The 15522-nt window shown below is 62.9% G+C and carries 15 protein-coding genes; 13 read left to right on the top strand and 2 right to left on the bottom strand.

All coding sequences use genetic code 11. The features are described from left to right. Nucleotides 1-99 precede the first annotated feature (99 nt). Both VL202_RS07395 and VL202_RS07400 read left to right on the top strand, forming a co-directional pair. Complete coding sequence (locus VL202_RS07395; RefSeq protein ID WP_325463484.1) at nt 100-1116, top strand: histone deacetylase family protein; 1017 nt, start codon at nt 100-102, stop codon at nt 1114-1116. A gap of 77 nt (nt 1117-1193) precedes the next feature. Continuing rightward, nucleotides 1194-2090 carry a DMT family transporter gene (locus tag VL202_RS07400; protein ID WP_414692817.1) on the top strand — a complete coding sequence of 299 codons (897 nt, stop codon included), beginning with the start codon at nt 1194-1196 and terminating at the stop codon, nt 2088-2090. A gap of 9 nt (nt 2091-2099) precedes the next feature. Here VL202_RS07400 and VL202_RS07405 read toward each other — a convergent pair whose 3' ends face one another. After that, nucleotides 2100-3377 carry a D-tagatose-bisphosphate aldolase, class II, non-catalytic subunit gene (locus VL202_RS07405; RefSeq protein ID WP_325463531.1) on the bottom strand — a complete coding sequence of 426 codons (1278 nt, stop codon included), beginning with the start codon at nt 3375-3377 and terminating at the stop codon, nt 2100-2102. A gap of 109 nt (nt 3378-3486) precedes the next feature. Between VL202_RS07405 and VL202_RS07410 the strand changes: the two genes are divergently transcribed. The 11 genes from VL202_RS07410 (at nt 3487) to VL202_RS07460 (ending at nt 14647) form a co-directional block, all read left to right on the top strand. After that, complete coding sequence (locus tag VL202_RS07410) at nt 3487-4275, top strand: DeoR/GlpR family DNA-binding transcription regulator (RefSeq protein ID WP_325463485.1); 789 nt, start codon at nt 3487-3489, stop codon at nt 4273-4275. Then, nucleotides 4272-5213, top strand: coding sequence for an N-acetylglucosamine kinase (locus tag VL202_RS07415; RefSeq protein ID WP_325463486.1), 942 nt, complete (start codon nt 4272-4274; stop codon nt 5211-5213). Before VL202_RS07410 ends, VL202_RS07415 begins: the two co-directional genes overlap by 4 nt. Before the next feature lies 1 nt (nt 5214). Further along, complete coding sequence (locus VL202_RS07420) at nt 5215-6465, top strand: ABC transporter substrate-binding protein (protein WP_325463487.1); 1251 nt, start codon at nt 5215-5217, stop codon at nt 6463-6465. Then, nucleotides 6465-7367, top strand: coding sequence for a sugar ABC transporter permease (locus VL202_RS07425; RefSeq protein ID WP_325463488.1), 903 nt, complete (start codon nt 6465-6467; stop codon nt 7365-7367). The genes VL202_RS07420 and VL202_RS07425 overlap by 1 nt, the downstream gene beginning before the upstream one ends. After that, complete coding sequence (locus VL202_RS07430; protein WP_325463489.1) at nt 7367-8218, top strand: carbohydrate ABC transporter permease; 852 nt, start codon at nt 7367-7369, stop codon at nt 8216-8218. Before VL202_RS07425 ends, VL202_RS07430 begins: the two co-directional genes overlap by 1 nt. 12 nt (nt 8219-8230) lie before the next feature. Continuing rightward, nucleotides 8231-9175 carry an SIS domain-containing protein gene (locus VL202_RS07435; protein WP_325463490.1) on the top strand — a complete coding sequence of 315 codons (945 nt, stop codon included), beginning with the start codon at nt 8231-8233 and terminating at the stop codon, nt 9173-9175. A gap of 14 nt (nt 9176-9189) precedes the next feature. Further along, nucleotides 9190-10509, top strand: coding sequence for an alpha-glucosidase/alpha-galactosidase (locus tag VL202_RS07440; RefSeq protein ID WP_325463491.1), 1320 nt, complete (start codon nt 9190-9192; stop codon nt 10507-10509). A gap of 9 nt (nt 10510-10518) precedes the next feature. After that, the gene (locus tag VL202_RS07445; RefSeq protein WP_325463492.1) at nt 10519-11574 is read left to right on the top strand and encodes a sn-glycerol-3-phosphate ABC transporter ATP-binding protein UgpC; all 1056 of its coding nucleotides are present in this window, start codon (nt 10519-10521) and stop codon (nt 11572-11574) included. A 124-nt stretch (nt 11575-11698) separates the two neighbouring features. Beyond that, nucleotides 11699-12946: a sugar ABC transporter substrate-binding protein gene (locus VL202_RS07450; protein WP_325463493.1), complete on the top strand. Its 1248-nt coding sequence runs from the start codon at nt 11699-11701 to the stop codon at nt 12944-12946. Nucleotides 12947-12965: 19 nt separating this feature from the next. Next, nucleotides 12966-13829: a sugar ABC transporter permease gene (locus tag VL202_RS07455; RefSeq protein ID WP_325463494.1), complete on the top strand. Its 864-nt coding sequence runs from the start codon at nt 12966-12968 to the stop codon at nt 13827-13829. After that, nucleotides 13826-14647: a carbohydrate ABC transporter permease gene (locus VL202_RS07460; protein ID WP_325463495.1), complete on the top strand. Its 822-nt coding sequence runs from the start codon at nt 13826-13828 to the stop codon at nt 14645-14647. Before VL202_RS07455 ends, VL202_RS07460 begins: the two co-directional genes overlap by 4 nt. 52 nt (nt 14648-14699) lie before the next feature. Here VL202_RS07460 and VL202_RS07465 read toward each other — a convergent pair whose 3' ends face one another. Continuing rightward, a complete protein-coding gene (locus VL202_RS07465; protein WP_325463496.1) occupies nt 14700-15359 on the bottom strand; it encodes a peroxiredoxin in 660 nt (219 codons plus the stop codon). Nucleotides 15360-15522 lie beyond the last annotated feature (163 nt).

Raw genomic sequence — 15522 nt, forward strand, 5'->3', positions numbered from 1 at the left:
CGGATGGGGCTTGCCTGGTCGAGGGACGAGCGCATTCACGCCGCCTATGGGGATGCGTTCCAGTCGCTGGCAGGACAACACGAAGGCGGGGTTTGAGCGATGAAGACATTCTTTGCCGACGAGCAGCGGAAACATGATCCCACCATGTTCCTGTCCAGCGGTGCCCAGCAGCCCAATCCGGAAAAGCCGGAACGGGTCGAGCGGCTTCTCGCCGGCGCCAAGGCGGCGGGTAGCGAGATCGTCCGGCCGCGTGATCATGGGCTGAGGCCGATCGCCGCCGTGCATTCGCCGGAATATATCGAGTTCCTGCAAAGCATCTTCCTGCGCTGGCAGCGGATCGAGGGCGCCTCAGCCGAGGTCATCCCCAATATCCATCCGCTGGCGCGCACCGGCCGCTATCCGGCGTCAGCCGTCGGCCAGGCCGGCTATCACATGGCCGATACCGCCTGCCCGATCTCCGCCGATACTTGGGGAAGCGCCTGCTGGAGCGCCTGGAGCGCGGTCGAGGCGGCCGAGGCGGTGCTGGCCGGCGAACGGTCGGCCTATGCGCTCTGCCGTCCGCCCGGCCACCACGCCTTTGCCGATGTCGCCGGCGGCTTCTGCTTTCTCAACAATTCCGCCATTGCCGCCCAGCACCTGCTCGGTCACTCGAAGCGGGTGGCGATCCTCGATGTCGATCTGCACCACGGCAACGGCACGCAGGGTATCTTCTACGGCCGCAGCGACGTGCTGACCGTATCGCTGCATGCCGATCCCGTGCGTTTCTATCCGTTCTTCTGGGGGCATGCCGACGAGCGCGGCGAAGGGGCAGGGCTTGGCTATAATTTCAACCTGCCGCTGCCGCGCAAGACGGCGGATGCGGGATTTCTCGAGGCCCTGGAAATCGCCTGCGGCCGGATCGAAGCCTATGCGCCGGATGCGATCGTCGTGGCGCTGGGTCTCGATGCCTTCGAGGGCGATCCCTTCGGCGGGCTGTCCGTCTCGACGCCGGGTTTTGCCCGGATCGGCGAAGCGATCGCGAGACTGGGCCCGCCGGCGGTGATCGTCCAGGAAGGCGGCTATCTCTGCGATGAGCTGAGCGCCAACCTGACGTCCTTCCTCACCGGGTTCAGATAGCGCTGGACCATCTTGCGATGCTGGCGATTAAAGTCTAACGCTTCGCCACCCCGATCCGCAGCCAGTTGGACAGTGCCGTGCCGCAGCCCATTTTTCCCGCCACGGCATCCGCCTCCCGCAACAGGCTCGCCTTGACTGCGCTGCTTTTGGGCGGGATCGCCATTGGCGGTTCGCCGATCTTCGTCAGGCTTTCGGAGGTCGGGCCAATGGCGACCGCCTTCTGGCGGGTGGCGCTGGCCTTCCTTCCGCTGTTCATCGTTTTCCGTGCGACCAGGCAGGATCAGGCGAAAAGGCCCGAGGGTCTGCGCGATATGCTCGCCCTGACTTTGCCGGGTGTGTTCCTGGCGGCGGATCTGATCGCCTGGCATGCCTCGATCCACGTGACGACAGTCGCCAATGCGACGCTTCTCGCCAACCTGGCACCGGTCTTCGTGACCGCGGCCGCCTGGATGTTCTTCGGCGCGTCGATCACACGCGCCTTCCTGGTTGGCCTGTCCGTCGCGATTGCCGGTATCGTCGTGTTGAAGGGTGGGGTGAGCGGCCTTGCGGCTGGAGACCGGTCGGGCGATGCGCTGGCTGTTCTCGCCGCCCTCTTCTACGCCGGTTACATGCTGAGCGTCGCGCGGCTGCGCGGGCGCTTCGACACGGTGCGCGTCATGGTGTGGAGCACGCTGTCGGCCGCACTCTGCCTTTTGCCTGTCGTGCTGGTCACCGAGACCCAGTTCTTTCCGGTCACGATCTTTGGCTGGACCATGTTGCTCGGACTGGCGCTGATCAGCCATGCGGGCGGGCAGGTGGCGATCACCTATGCGCTCGCCTATCTGCCGACCGCGTTCTCTTCCCTGACCCTGCTTCTGCAGCCCGTTGTCGCCGCCTTCCTTGGAGTGATCGTGCTCAATGAAGACGTCACCGTCCTGCAGGCCATCGGCGGCGCGATCGTCCTTTGCGGCATTCTCCAGGCGCGACGAAAATAGGACGCAGCTTCAACCAGCCGCATCGGGGCCGCAAGCGAGCGCATAGGTCCTTAGCATCCTCGTGACGGCAGCCTGTGCGAGCGCCGTTGCGCTGGGCCGGGTGACGCCAGCCATCACTTCTGGCCACGCGGCGGCGAGATGCTGGCTGATCAACGTTTCCGGCAATGGTCTGTTGCCGAGCCGGGCGAAAAGTTCGCTCACGGCTTGCTGCGCGATCGGATGGGTCCAGTAGTAGCGGATACGGTCGGAATAGCTGAAATGCCGCTGGATGCGTTGCTCGTCCGGTGTGCCGGGATAGTAGTTCGCCCAGTAACCCGGCTCCGCCTGCATCAGCGCTTCCATAGCCGACTTCAGTTGCGGGGCAGTGTTGTCGAGCTCGGCGGCGATCAGGTCCAGCCCGTAGAGCGCCTCGCGCAGGGCAAATGTCAGTCCCGGGCCGACTTTCAGGATAGAGAAGCCATCGCGCACGAGAGCGCCGAGCGCACCCAGCGTCTGGTAATCGGTTGAATGGGCCTCGAAGACAAGATTGGGCATCCGTGCCAGGCTTGCCGAGAGTGACCGGGCGGCTTCCGGCACATAACCGACGACATTCTGGTTGCCGAATTCGACGCCCGGTTGCACGACGAGCCCGACGACACGGTCGAAGGCAGCCTGCAGGTTTCGAGCGGCAAAGGCGCGCTGGTGGATTTCGACTGTCGTCAGGGCCGCCTCCGGTGAGGTGACCTGCAGGTGCTCCACTTCTTCGAGCGCGCCGCCGGGAACCGGAACTTCGGTGCCGATGATGTAGACCGGTTCCCCCGGGCAATGGGCGTCGGCGATGCTGCAGAGATCGGCGGCACGGGAGGCGGTTGCCTCGTCGTCCAGCGCCAGCGGTTCGCCCTTGCAGCCCATCGAGCAATCGAGGTGGATCTTCTCGAAACCCGCCTGCGCATAGGCGGCGACCATCTGGCGCGCCTTTTCGAGGGCCTGTTCGGCCGGCAGGTTCTTCCATGGATTGGGGCCGAGATGATCGCCGCCGAGGATCAGGCCGGACCGGTCGAAGCCGGTTTCGTCAGCGATCCCTTCGACGAATGTGCGGAAATCGGCTGGCGTCATGCCGGTATAGCCGCCGTCCTGGTTGACCTGGTTGCAGGTCGCTTCGATCAGCACCGACTGTCCCATGTCGCGTCCCAGCGACAGCGCCGCGCGGATGACCTCCGGATGGGCAGAGCAGACCGAGGTGATGCCGATGGAGGCTCCGTCGCGATACAGGGTGGACAGGGACCGAAGCAGTTGGGTGGACATCAGACTCTCCCGAAGTGATCATTAAAACGATCAATAACGATCAAAAATATGATTGACAATGATTATTATGTCGGCAATCTTCGTGATAAGTTGAACGAAGAGAGTGCCCGACATGAAGAACGATCGCGCTCAGGCCATCCGCCAATATCTGTTTTCCAACGGCTCCTCGCCGATCGCGACGATCGCCCAGGCGGTCGGTGCCTCGGTGCCGACGTTGCGGCGGGATCTGGCGATGCTGGAAGAGCAGGGTGTCATCCTTCGCACTCATGGCGGCGCCCGGCTGGCCGAGGAATTCCAGGTTGAAGTGGCGTTCGAGCAGCGCGAAGCGCAGTCGCTTTCCGCAAAGCGCGCCATCGGCGATCTCGCCTATGAAATGCTGCAGCCGGGGTCCTCGATCTTCCTCGATTCCGGCACGACCGTGCTGCAGCTGGCGCGGCGCATCCGCGTCAACCCGATCCCCCTGAATGTCTTCACCAATTGCCTGCCGGCGGCGCAGATGCTGATCGATGTCGAGGGCGTCAAGGTGACGGTGCTGGGTGGGCAGTTGCGCAAGGAAAACTCCTCGATGGTCGGGCCACTGGCGGAGGAAATGCTGCAGCACCTCTGGTTCCGCCAGCTGTTTCTCGGCGCCGGCGCCATCGCCGAGGACGGTTATCTCAGTTCACTCGACGAGAACGAGGCGCGCCTCAATTCGGTGATGCTGGCGCGCTCCGAACAGCGCATCCTGCTTGCCGATTGCAGCAAGTTCGGCCAGCGACTGACCTACCGCGTCGCGCCGCTCAGCGACTTGCACACCGTTGTTAGCGATGACGACATGTCGCCGGAATGGATGGAGCGGATCGAGACGATGGGTGTTTCGGTACGCCGGGCCGAGCAGCCGAATGGAGCTGCAGTGCGATGAGCGTCGTTCTGGGACTCGATTCCGGTGGCACCAAGACGCTGGCCGCGATCGCGGATCAGAGCGGGCAGTTGCTCCGGCAGTGGACTGGCCCCGGTTTCGATCCGATGGCTGGCGACCAGTGGGTCGAGCATCTGCGCACTGTCGCAGACGTTCTGGGTGAGGGGCAGTCGGTCGCCGCCGTGGTTCTGGGGCTGCCCTTGCATGGCGAGGTCGAGGCCATCAGCGAACGGCAGCGTGCCGTGGCTGCCTCGGTTTTCGAATGCCCGCAGCTGGTGCTCAACGATGTCGAGGTCGCCTGTGACGGCGCCTTTGCCGGGGAAGATGGCGTGCTCGTGCTTGCCGGAACCGGCAGCATGGCCTGGGCGAAGGTCGGCGGCAAGAGTTTCCGCAGCGGCGGCTGGGGCGATGCCTTCGGGGATGAAGGATCGGCGTACTGGATCGGCCGGCAGGCCCTGTCGATGGCGACGCAGGCGCTGGATGGGCGCCGCGATGCGCCAGAATTTGCGGCCGCGATCCTTGCCGCTTGCGGCATCGAACAGGGGCAATTGATCGCCTGGGCCTATGGCCAGGACAATGCGCGAGCGGGATTTGCCGATCTGGCGCGCACGGTCGATGCGCTGGCCGATGCCGACGACGCGACGGCCATTGAAATCCTGACGGAGGCGGCACGTTTCCTGGCGGACCTCGGCCTTGCCGCCCGGCATACCTTTGGCCAGCCGTCGCTCGCCTGGTCCCATGCCGGCAGCGTCTTTCGCTCGCGGTTGATCCGGGACGAACTGGAACGACGGCTTGGACCGCCGGCAGCGCCGAAACTGCCACCCGTGGGGGGAGCGCTCTGGCGGGCGGCCGCATTGGCCGGCTGGCCGGCCAATTCCCGCTTCACCGGATCAATTGCCGCAGGCTTGGAAAACAAACAACCAAAACAGGAGAACAGCTGAAATGAAACGTCGCACATTGCTTTCCGCCGCGCTTGCGCTCGGCCTCACGACCGCATTCACCCCCGTCATGGCCGTTGCCGCGGACGCGCTCCCCGTCCTCCTGCCGCCATGGGTCACGCTCCCGAAGGAGATGACCGACAAATACACCGCCAAGACCGGCGGCGCGCTCGATATCCAGACACTCGGCTGGGACGAGATCCGGACCAAGATCGTTACCTCGATGATGGCGAGCAAGGCACCCGCTTCGGCGACGGAAATGGACTGGTCCTGGGTCGGCCAGTTCGGCAGCGCCGGCTGGTATGACGATCTTTCGGGCGTCCTGACGGATGAGATGAAGGCAGACCTGCCGACTACCTCGATCTTCACCTTTGACGGCAAGCTGATCGGTGTCCCCTATAACAATGATTTTCGCGTCATGATCTACAACAAGGATCATCTGGCCAAGGCTGGCATTGCGAGCGTGCCGACGACGCCGGATGAACTGTTGGCGGCCGCCAAGGCGGTCAAGGAAAAGGGCATTGCCGAACATCCGATCGGCCTGCCGCTTTCGGCCACCGAAGGCTCGGCGACCGCCTGGTACCTGCTGACCAAGGCCTTTGGCGGCGACCTGTTCGATGCCGATCTCAAGCCGCTGTTCGTCGATCCCGAAAGTGCCGGCTACAAGGCAATGGCGTTCGAGGTTGCCGCCCTCAAGGACGGCCTGATCGACCCGGCTTCGACCTCGCTCAAGGACGTCGAGATCCAGGAACTGTTCAAGTCCGGCAAGATCTCTTTCGATGTCGCCGGATGGGCGGGCAATCTCGCCGTCTATACGGACGCCGCCAAGTCGCAGGTCTCGGCGGATGCTGCCGCAGCGCTGGTTCCGCATGTCGGGCCTAAGTCGCGGACCATCGGCCTGCCGGGCGCGCTCGGCGTGCCGGTTTCGGCCAGCGACAAGGAAACGGCGCATGCCTTCATCAACTGGATGCTGGATGCCGACACGATGATCGACAATTACGTCAAGCTCGGCAATCTGCCGACGCGCCTGTCGGTGCTCAAGCAGCTCAACGACGAAGGCAAGCTCAAGCAGGGTGACGTGCTGATCGAGCAGGCCGGTGTCGTCGAGCCGCTGTTTGCTGGTGGCACGCCCGGCTGGTACCCGGAATTCTCCGGCGCCGTCGCGACCAACCTGAATGCCGCTGCCAAGGGCCAGACCTCCGTGGGTGACGCCGTCAAGGCGATCGCCGCCGCGGCGGAAGAGGCGCAGCAGTAATGACATCCAGCTTCGTATCGAAGCGCGCCTTCCTGGGACGGGAGGCGCGGCTGGGGCTGTGGCTTTCCGCCCCCATCATCCTGATCATGGGCGGGCTGGTTATCCTGCCCCTGATCGTCACCGTCATCGACAGTTTCTTCCGCGTCGAGCCGATGAAGATGGGAACGCCGTTCGTCGGGTTGAAAAACTACTTCACCCTGATGACCGATCCGAACGTGCTGCAGAGTTGGACCAATACGCTGGTCTATGTGGTGATTTCCGTCACAATCGAAACGCTCGGCGGTCTCGCTGCAGCCCTGCTGCTCAACAGCTCCGGCAGCGCGCGCCGCTGGCTGCTCGCCATCGTCATCCTGCCCTGGTGCCTGCCGCCGGTCGTCAACGCCATCATCTGGCTGTGGATCTACAATCCGAGCTACGGCCTGCTCAACGGTCTCCTGCAGTCCGTCGGGCTGATCTCGGAAAACCAGGTCTGGTTCAACGACCGCTTCACGGGACTGGTGCTGGTCTCGGTCGTGCATGCCTGGCGCATGATGCCGCTGACCGCGATCATCCTGCTCGCCGCGCTGCAGTCCATTCCGGCAACCCTTTACGAGGCCGCAAGGCTCGATGGCGCGACGGCGTGGCGGCAGTTCTCGCTGATCACCCTGCCGCTGATTTCCGGTGGCCTCGCCATCGCGCTCAGCCAGTCCACCGTCTTTGCCTTCAATCTGTTCGACGAGGCGTGGATCTTGAACGGCAGCTCGATGGATACCCGCAGCATCATGGTTCAAGTCTACATGATGGCCTTCCAGAACCTGAAATTCTCGCTCGGCATGGCGCTGTCGATCCTGGCGATGATCGCATCGCTGGCGGTATCGGCACTCTATGTGCTGCGCGTCTACAAAGAGACGAGGTTCGATTGATGCGGCGGCTTGGTTTCTATCTCGGTTGCACTCTCCTGATCCTCTGGTCGCTCGGTCCGGTCTACTGGTCGCTGGTGACGTCGCTGACGCCGCCGAACGCGCTGGTCAGCGATCACCTGCGGCTCTGGCCGCAGCAGATCACGCTTGAACATTACGGCAAGCTGTTCGGCGCGACGTCGACCAGCCAGGGCAATGAAGTCCAGTCCGTCTGGCCGCAGTTTTCGCGCGCTCTGCTCAACAGTGTGCTGACCTCGCTGCTGGCCACCGTGGTGACGGTGGTGATCGCTGCCTTCGGCGCCTGGGCTTTCGTGCGCCTTCGCTTTCCCGGTCGCGACACGATGTTCGTGCTGATCGTCGCAACGCTCGGCGTGCCTGCCTATACGGTGATGATCCCGCTCTACCGGATCATGATCGGGGCAGGGCTGGTGGATACCTATCTCGGCGTGACGCTGATCTATGTCTCCGCCTTCCTGCCGCTGGCGCTGTGGCTGATGCGCAGTGTCTATCAGGCCATGCCTTTGTCGCTGGAAGAGGCGGCCTGGCTCGATGGCGCGTCGAAGCTCTACACGCTGGTGCGCATCGTCCTGCCGCTTGCCGGACCGGGCCTGATGGCGACCGCCATCCTCACTTTCCTGTCGGCCTGGGGCCAGTTCATGGTGCCGCTGGTCTTTTCGCCGACGCTGAGCACCAAGCCGCTGACGGTGCTCATCCCCGAATTCGTCACCCGCAACTACGTGGACTACGGCCTCATGAACGCGGCCGGGATCGTGGCGATCGTGCCGCCCGCCCTGCTGGTGCTCTTTCTCAATCGCTTCCTCGTGCAGGGCCTGATGGCCGGTGCGAGCAAATAAAGGACTGCAGACATGAATCTGACCGAAAAAGTCATCAAGGAACAATTCCCCTTCTGGGAAAAGGCGCGGACACAATCGCTGCCGGATGTGCCCGGCAAGACCGTCGTCGTGACGGGTTGCGGCACCTCCTTCTATCTCGCCCAGACGATCGCCGTCGCCTTCAACCAGAATGGCCGTCCGGCCATCGCAGTGCCTGGCGCCGAATGGGCGGTGCGCCCCGGCGACTATCTCGTGGATCGCTCGGACGTCTGCGTCATCGGCATTTCCCGCTCTGGCACCACGACGGAAACAGTCCAGGCGATCGAGGCGTCGCGCAAGGCCGGCATGAAGACGATCGCCATTTCCTGCGAACCGGACACGACGATCCTCAAGGCCGCCGACATTGCCGTCTACCTGCCGACTCATGGCGAGGAGGGTATCGTCATGACGGTGTCGGCCTCGCTGATGCTGCTTGCCGGGCTGCGCATGGCCGGCGTCACGCTTGGTTCGGTCGCGGAGGCTGAAGCGGCCCTTGCGGCCGCCGAAGCCGCTGTTCCGCTGATCAAGGATCGCACCCATTTCGTCTATCTCGGCGCCGGGCCGCTCTATGGCATGGCGACCGAGGGATGCCTGAAGCTGCAGGAAATGTCGATCACGTATAGCCAGGCCTTCCACCCGCTTGAATATCGTCATGGCCCGATCAGCCTGATCGACGGCCAGTCGGTGGTCGTCATTCTTTATTCGCCCGAGACGCTGGACGACGAAGGCAAGGTTGCCCGCGAAGTGCAGGCCATGGGCGCGCATGTCATCGGTCTTGGCGGCCCCGGCGACCTGTCGATCCCGCTCACGCAGACCGGTCCGGCGCGGGCGCTCGAACTGCTGCCGGCGCTGCAGATCATCGGCGAGCGCGTTGCCAACCAGAAGAGCATGGATACGGCCCAGCCGCGCAACCTCAGCAAAGTCGTCGTTCTCCAGTAGAGAGGAACTGATCCATGGCCAAGATCTGCCTGATCGGTGCCGGCAGCACCGTTTTCGCCCAGAACATCCTGTCCGATGTCCTGTCGAATCCCGATCTCGCCGACAGCGAGATTTCCCTGATGGATATCGACGCCGAGCGGCTGTCGACATCGGAGATCATGGCCCGGCGGATCGGCGATGCGCTCGGGTTGAAGAACCTGCGGATCGCCTCCTTCACTGATCGCCGCGCGGCGATGAAGGGTGCTGATTTCGTCATCCTGATGATGCAGGTCGGCGGCTACAAGCCGGCGACGGTGACGGATTTCGAGATCCCGAAAGCGTTCGGCCTGCGCCAGACGATCGCCGACACGCTCGGCATCGGCGGCATCTTCCGGGCGTTGCGCACCATTCCGGTGATCTTCGACATTGCCCGCGACATGCGCGAGGTTTGCCCGGACGCGCTGATGATGAACTACGTCAACCCGATGGCAATGAACTCCTGGGCGATGGCTGAGGCTTTCCCTGACATTCGCTATGTCGGCCTTTGCCATTCGGTGCAGGATACATCGGCCTATCTCGCCCGCTCGCTCGGCGAGGATATCGCCGATATCGATTTCCGCTGCGCCGGCCTCAACCATGTGGCTTTTTTCACCAGGTTCGAGAAGCGTCACAAGGATGGCCGCCGCGAGGACCTCTATCCGCGCCTGCGGGCCAAGGCGGAAAGCGGCGATTACGACAGGGACGAGGCCGTTCGCTGGGAAACGATGAAGCATTTCGGCCATTTCGTCACCGAAAGCTCGATCCATTTCAGCGAATATACGCCCTGGTTCATCAAGCGCGGCCGCGAGGACCTGCTGGCAGAATATCAGCTGCCGCTGGACGAATACATCACCCGCTGCGAAGAGCAGATCGCCGACTGGCATGTCTTGCGCAAGGAACTGGAGGACGCCGGCAAGCCGCTCGAGGTCTGCCGCTCCAACGAATACGCCTCGGCGATCATCCACGGCATGGTCACGGGGACGAATTATCTGATCTACGGCAATGTCCGAAACAATGGCCTGATCGACAACCTGCCGGCCAATGCCGCCGTCGAGGTGCCCTGCCATGTCGATCGCAACGGCATCCAGCCGGTTCGCGTTGGCGCGGTGCCGCCGCAGCTTGCCGGCATCATGCGGATGTCGCTCAACGTTCAGGAACTGACGGTGCAGGCGGCGCTCACCGGCCGGCGCGACCACATCTATCACGCCGCCGCCCTCGATCCGCACACCGGGGCGGAGCTCTCCCTCGATGAAATTCGCTCCCTCTGCGACAAGCTGATTGCCGCCCACGGCAATTACTTGCCAGCCTATCACTAAGGAAAAACCATGGCTCAGGTATCGCTAGACAATCTGGTCAAGGCTTATGCCACCGTGCAGGTGATGCACGGCGTCAGCTTCGATGTTGCCGATGGCGAGTTCGTCGCGCTGGTCGGCCCGTCCGGCTGCGGCAAGTCTACCCTCCTGCGGATGATCGCGGGGCTGGAGGACATTACCGGCGGGACGATTTCCATCGCCGGGCGGGTCGTCAATGACGTGGAGCCGAAGGAGCGCAATCTGGCGATGGTGTTCCAGAACTACGCGCTCTATCCGCACATGACGGTCCGCGACAATATGGGTTTCTCGCTGAAACTGCGCAACGCGCCTAAGGCAGAGATCGAAACGCGCGTTCGGGAGGCGGCCGGCATTCTCGGCCTTGTCGATTATCTCGACCGGATGCCCAAGCAACTTTCGGGTGGCCAGCGCCAGCGTGTCGCCATGGGCCGCGCAATCGTGCGCCAGCCCGCCGTCTTCCTGTTCGATGAACCGCTGTCGAATCTCGATGCATCGCTGCGGGTGCAGATGCGGGCGGAAATCAGGGCGCTGCATGACCGGCTCGGCTCGACGTCGATCTTCGTCACGCATGATCAGGTGGAAGCCATGACCATGGCCGACCGGATCGTGGTTTTGAGGTCGGGACGACTGGAGCAGGCCGGCGCGCCGCTGGAGCTGTACGACAGACCGGCCAATGCCTTCGTTGCCGGCTTCATCGGCTCGCCGGCGATGAACCTGATCAAGGGCGAGGCGGCCAATGGTTCGATCCGGCTCTCGCCAAACCTTTCGGTGCCGTCGCCGGTCGCGGCGACAGGTCCGGTCATCTGGGGCGTGCGCCCGGAACATCTCGACCTCGTCCCGGCAGAAGCTCCGGGCGCCATTGACCTTCGGGTGGCCGCCGTCGAAAGCACCGGCCATGCGACCTTCGTGATGGGCGAGGCCGACGGGGTCGCCATGACCGCGCTGTTCACGGACCGGCCAAACCTCGTCCGGGGCGATGTCATCCACCTCAAGCCGCGCCTGGACAAACAGCATCTTTTCGAGGCGGAACGCGGCGTCCGCATCGACTGAAACGAAATCGCGGGTTCAAGCCAGAAAAAACAGGCAAACCGGCAGGAGCACAGGAACGATAAACATCCCGGCTGCAGCCCAGAGGAAAAGGGTTGTCGCTCGGAACCAGAAGGAGGGTAACGCAATGAAATTATTGTATGGAACTGTTCTTTCCCTATTGTTATCGGCGCCCGCGAGCTGGGCCGATACCGAGATCACCTATCAGTTCTGGGGCAGCCCCCAGGAGGTGGAGGCCTGGAATGCCGTCGCCCGTTCCTTCGAAGCCGAACATCCCGGCATCAAGGTCAATGTCGAGGCCTCCGACTGGGACAGCTACTGGGAAAAGCTCAAGGTCAAGATGGCAGGCGGCACCCCGCCGGATGTCTTCGCCATGGATGCGCCGCTCTTCAAGGACTGGCAGTCACGCGACGTCCTGCTCAACCTTCAGCCCTATCTCGACAAGGAACCGGGGATTCTCGATGGTGTCTATCCAGTCACCCTGAAAGCCTACGAGACGCCCGAGGGTTATTTCGGCCTGCCGCGCGATTTCCAGACCATCGTGCTCTACTACAACAAGGACATGTTCGACGCCGCCGGCGTCGCCTATCCGACCGAGAGCTGGACCTGGGACGACCTGCGGGCCAACGCCGCCAAGCTGACGCTCGACAAGAACGGCGATGGCAAGACCGACCAATGGGGTTTCTGGGCCGAAGCCTATGACATGGAACCGCTCTGGGGCGCGCTCGTCTGGGCTTTCGGCGGCGACGTCGTCGATCCCTCAGCCGGCAAGACGCTGATTTCCTCGCCGGAAGCGACAGCTGCCTTCCAGTTCCTCTCCGACATGTGGCTGACCGACAAGTCCCTGCCGACGCAGTTGCAGCTTCAGCAATATGGCACCGATGGCTTTTATGCCGGAATTGCGGCCATGGGGGTTTCCGGTCACTGGACCGTGCCGGACTACCGTCCGCTCGCCTTCAAATGGGATATCGCGCCGATGCCGAAGGGGCCGGCGGGCCGCACGACATCGGTCAATTCGGCGGGTTTCGTGATTGCCAAGGACAGCAAACATCCAGACGAGGCCTGGGCCTTCGCCAAATACGCCTTCGGTGAAAAGGGCCAGACGGAGCTTGCCAAAATCGGGCTGGCGATCCCGGTGCGCCAGGCGATCGCCGAAAGCCCAGCTTATTTGCAGCAGGCGACCAGGATCGACCATTCGCTGTTCGTCAAGGCGCTCGACTATGCCAAGCCGAAGCCCGTCTTCAAGGGATACGAGGAATGGTCGAGCGCAGTCGGCGACGCGCTGACGATGATCTGGTCGGGCGAGATGGAGGTTGCCGACGGGCTTGCCGAGGCGGTCGCCAACGGCGACGACGTGCTCGCCCGGAACAAGTAGGATGGGGGCGCTGAGGCCGATGGGAGCGGAACGCTGGTGGGTGCTGGCGTTCCTCGCACCGACGCTCGCCGGCCTCCTGCTGGCGAGTTTCGGCTCGATCCTGGCAACGCTGGGCCTCAGCTTCACGGACTGGGATCTCCTGACGCCGCCGGTAAAGGCGGGTCTGAGCAACTACGCGAACCTGCCCTCCGACCGCCTGTTCATGAAGTCGCTCTGGAACACGCTGGCCTTTGCCGGTCTCTACGTGCCGCTGACGGTTCTGTTGTCGATGCTGGTGGCGATGGGGCTCAACCGCCGCATTGCCAGCATCGGCTGGTTCCGGGTGATGTACTTCCTTCCTGCCGTCTGCTCGCCGACCGCGACCGGGCTTTTGTGGCAATGGATCTATGCGCCGGACAGCGGCGTCTTGAATGCCGGACTGTCGATGATCGGCGCCGAACCGGTCAATTGGCTTGGGACCCGCATGGCGCTCTATTCGGTCGTCATCGTCAATGTCTGGGGTGCGATCGGCAGCGGCATGATCATCTTCCTGGCCGGGCTGCAGGCGATTCCGAAAGAGTTCTACGAGGTAACGCGGATTGATGGCGCCACCATCTGGCAGCGGCTCCGGTTCGTGACGCTGCCGGCGCTCGCGCCGAGCATCTTCTTCCAAAGCGTGCTGACGACCATCAACGCCTTCCAGGCCTTCGACTACATCTTCGTGTTGACGCGCAGCGGCAACGGCAATTCCACCATGCCGACGCTGGTTTTTTCCATCTATCGCAACGGCTTCCGATTCTTCCGTATGGGCGATGCCGCGGCACAGGCCATCCTGCTGACGGCGATGATCCTGCTTTTGACCCTCATCTATTTCCGCATCGAGAAGAAATGGGGAGAGCAATGACGCGCACCCGCCGCAGCGACTGGGCAATGTTCCTGGCGCTTTGTCTGGGCGCGATCGCCATGTTCGGGCCATTCATCTGGCTGCTCTCGACCAGCCTGAAACCGATGGCCGAACAATTCGACATGCGGCTTCTGCCGCTAGAGCCGACGCTCGGCAACTATACGCGGCTGTTCGAGATCATGCCGTTTCACCTGATGATCTGGAACAGCCTGAAGATATCGTTGATCTCGACGCTCGGCCAACTGCTGACCTGCTCCATGGCGGCGTTCATGTTCGCCATCGTCCGTTTTCCGGGGCGCAATCTGCTGTTCGTGCTGCTGATCGTGACACTGATGGTGCCCGCGCAGGTGACGGCGATCCCGCAATTCATCATTTTCAAGACGCTCGGCCTCTATGGCACGCAGGCGCCGCTCTATATTCCGTCCTTCCTCGGCGGCGCTTTCGGCACCTTCCTGATGCGGCAGTATTTCCGCACCATTCCGCTCGAACTGGCGGAGGCGGCGCGGATGGACGGCGCGTCGCTGGCGCGGATCTTCTTCACGATCTACCTGCCGCTCGCCAAGCCCGCACTTGCAGCCTTCGCCATCATCGCCTTCATGGTCTCCTGGAACGACCTGTTCTCGGCGCTGATCTATCTGCCGTCGGATGTCGACAAGACGACGCTGACTGTCGGGCTGACGCTGTTCCAGCAGCAATATTCCGGTCACTGGACCCTGATGATGGCCGCCTCCGTCATCTCGATGGCACCGGTGGTGATCGCCTTCTTCATGGCGCAGAAGCAGTTCGTGTCGGGCATGGCGATGACCGGATTGAAATGACGGGAAAGTATTTCCCGTCGGCATGTTCAATGCCGCGATGCGGTCAAGCCGCTCAGGCGGCCGGCTGCCTGGTCTTGCGCAGGTAGGGCAGCACGGTCTCGTAAGCGCCGAAGCGGGTGATGGCGTCCTCGTTCGAGACGGCGGCGGTGATGATCACATCGTCGCCCTGCTGCCAGTCGGCCGGCGTCGCCACCTGGTGCTTGCTCGTCAGCTGGATGGAATCGATCGCGCGCAGGATTTCCGCGAAGTTGCGGCCGGTCGTCATCGGATAGGTGAGGATCAGCTTGATCTTCTTGTCGGGTCCGATGACGAAGACGGAGCGAACCGTCGCATTGTCGGCGGGTGTGCGGCCTTCCGACGTGTCGCCGGCGGCGGCGGGCAGCATGTCATAGAGCTTGGCGACCTTCAGTTCCTTGTCGCCGATCAGCGGATAGTTGACGTCGAAGCCGGTGGCGACCTTGATGTCCTGCTTCCACTTGCTATGGCTTTCGACCGGATCGACTGAAATGCCGATGACCTTGGCGCCGCGCTTCAGGAATTCCTGTTCAAGCCCCGCCATGGCGCCGAGTTCGGTCGTGCAGACCGGTGTGAAGTTCTTCGGATGCGAGAACAGCACGGCCCAGCCATTGCCGATCCAGTCGTGGAAGCTGACCTTGCCGATCGTCGTGTCGGCGGTAAAATCCGGGGCGATGTCATTGATGCGAAGGCTCATAATTCCATCCACTTTGTGTTGCCGATGCCAGGATCACGGGCGGGTATTTCCGGCATCGTCTTGTAATCCGGACAAAAAATAACCGCTGACTTGGCGATGTCAATTTCTATTATTCTTGTAGAAATATGGCGGCGCCGGCCTGAATCGGCAGCGCGACGGTGAT

It is taken from the genome of Pararhizobium sp. (genome assembly GCF_035497515.1).
GTDB lineage: Bacteria > Pseudomonadota > Alphaproteobacteria > Rhizobiales > Rhizobiaceae > Pararhizobium.

Coding starts and splice junctions, on each gene's coding strand:
- VL202_RS07435 (WP_325463490.1), top strand. CDS start 8,231: ATGAATCTGACCGAAAAAGTCATCAAGGAACAATTCCCCTTCTGGGAA.
- VL202_RS07445 (WP_325463492.1), top strand. CDS start 10,519: ATGGCTCAGGTATCGCTAGACAATCTGGTCAAGGCTTATGCCACCGTG.
- VL202_RS07430 (WP_325463489.1), top strand. CDS start 7,367: ATGCGGCGGCTTGGTTTCTATCTCGGTTGCACTCTCCTGATCCTCTGG.
- VL202_RS07410 (WP_325463485.1), top strand. CDS start 3,487: ATGAAGAACGATCGCGCTCAGGCCATCCGCCAATATCTGTTTTCCAAC.
- VL202_RS07455 (WP_325463494.1), top strand. CDS start 12,966: ATGGGAGCGGAACGCTGGTGGGTGCTGGCGTTCCTCGCACCGACGCTC.
- VL202_RS07460 (WP_325463495.1), top strand. CDS start 13,826: ATGACGCGCACCCGCCGCAGCGACTGGGCAATGTTCCTGGCGCTTTGT.
- VL202_RS07440 (WP_325463491.1), top strand. CDS start 9,190: ATGGCCAAGATCTGCCTGATCGGTGCCGGCAGCACCGTTTTCGCCCAG.
- VL202_RS07415 (WP_325463486.1), top strand. CDS start 4,272: ATGAGCGTCGTTCTGGGACTCGATTCCGGTGGCACCAAGACGCTGGCC.
- VL202_RS07425 (WP_325463488.1), top strand. CDS start 6,465: ATGACATCCAGCTTCGTATCGAAGCGCGCCTTCCTGGGACGGGAGGCG.
- VL202_RS07420 (WP_325463487.1), top strand. CDS start 5,215: ATGAAACGTCGCACATTGCTTTCCGCCGCGCTTGCGCTCGGCCTCACG.
- VL202_RS07395 (WP_325463484.1), top strand. CDS start 100: ATGAAGACATTCTTTGCCGACGAGCAGCGGAAACATGATCCCACCATG.
- VL202_RS07465 (WP_325463496.1), bottom strand. CDS start 15,359: ATGAGCCTTCGCATCAATGACATCGCCCCGGATTTTACCGCCGACACG.
- VL202_RS07450 (WP_325463493.1), top strand. CDS start 11,699: ATGAAATTATTGTATGGAACTGTTCTTTCCCTATTGTTATCGGCGCCC.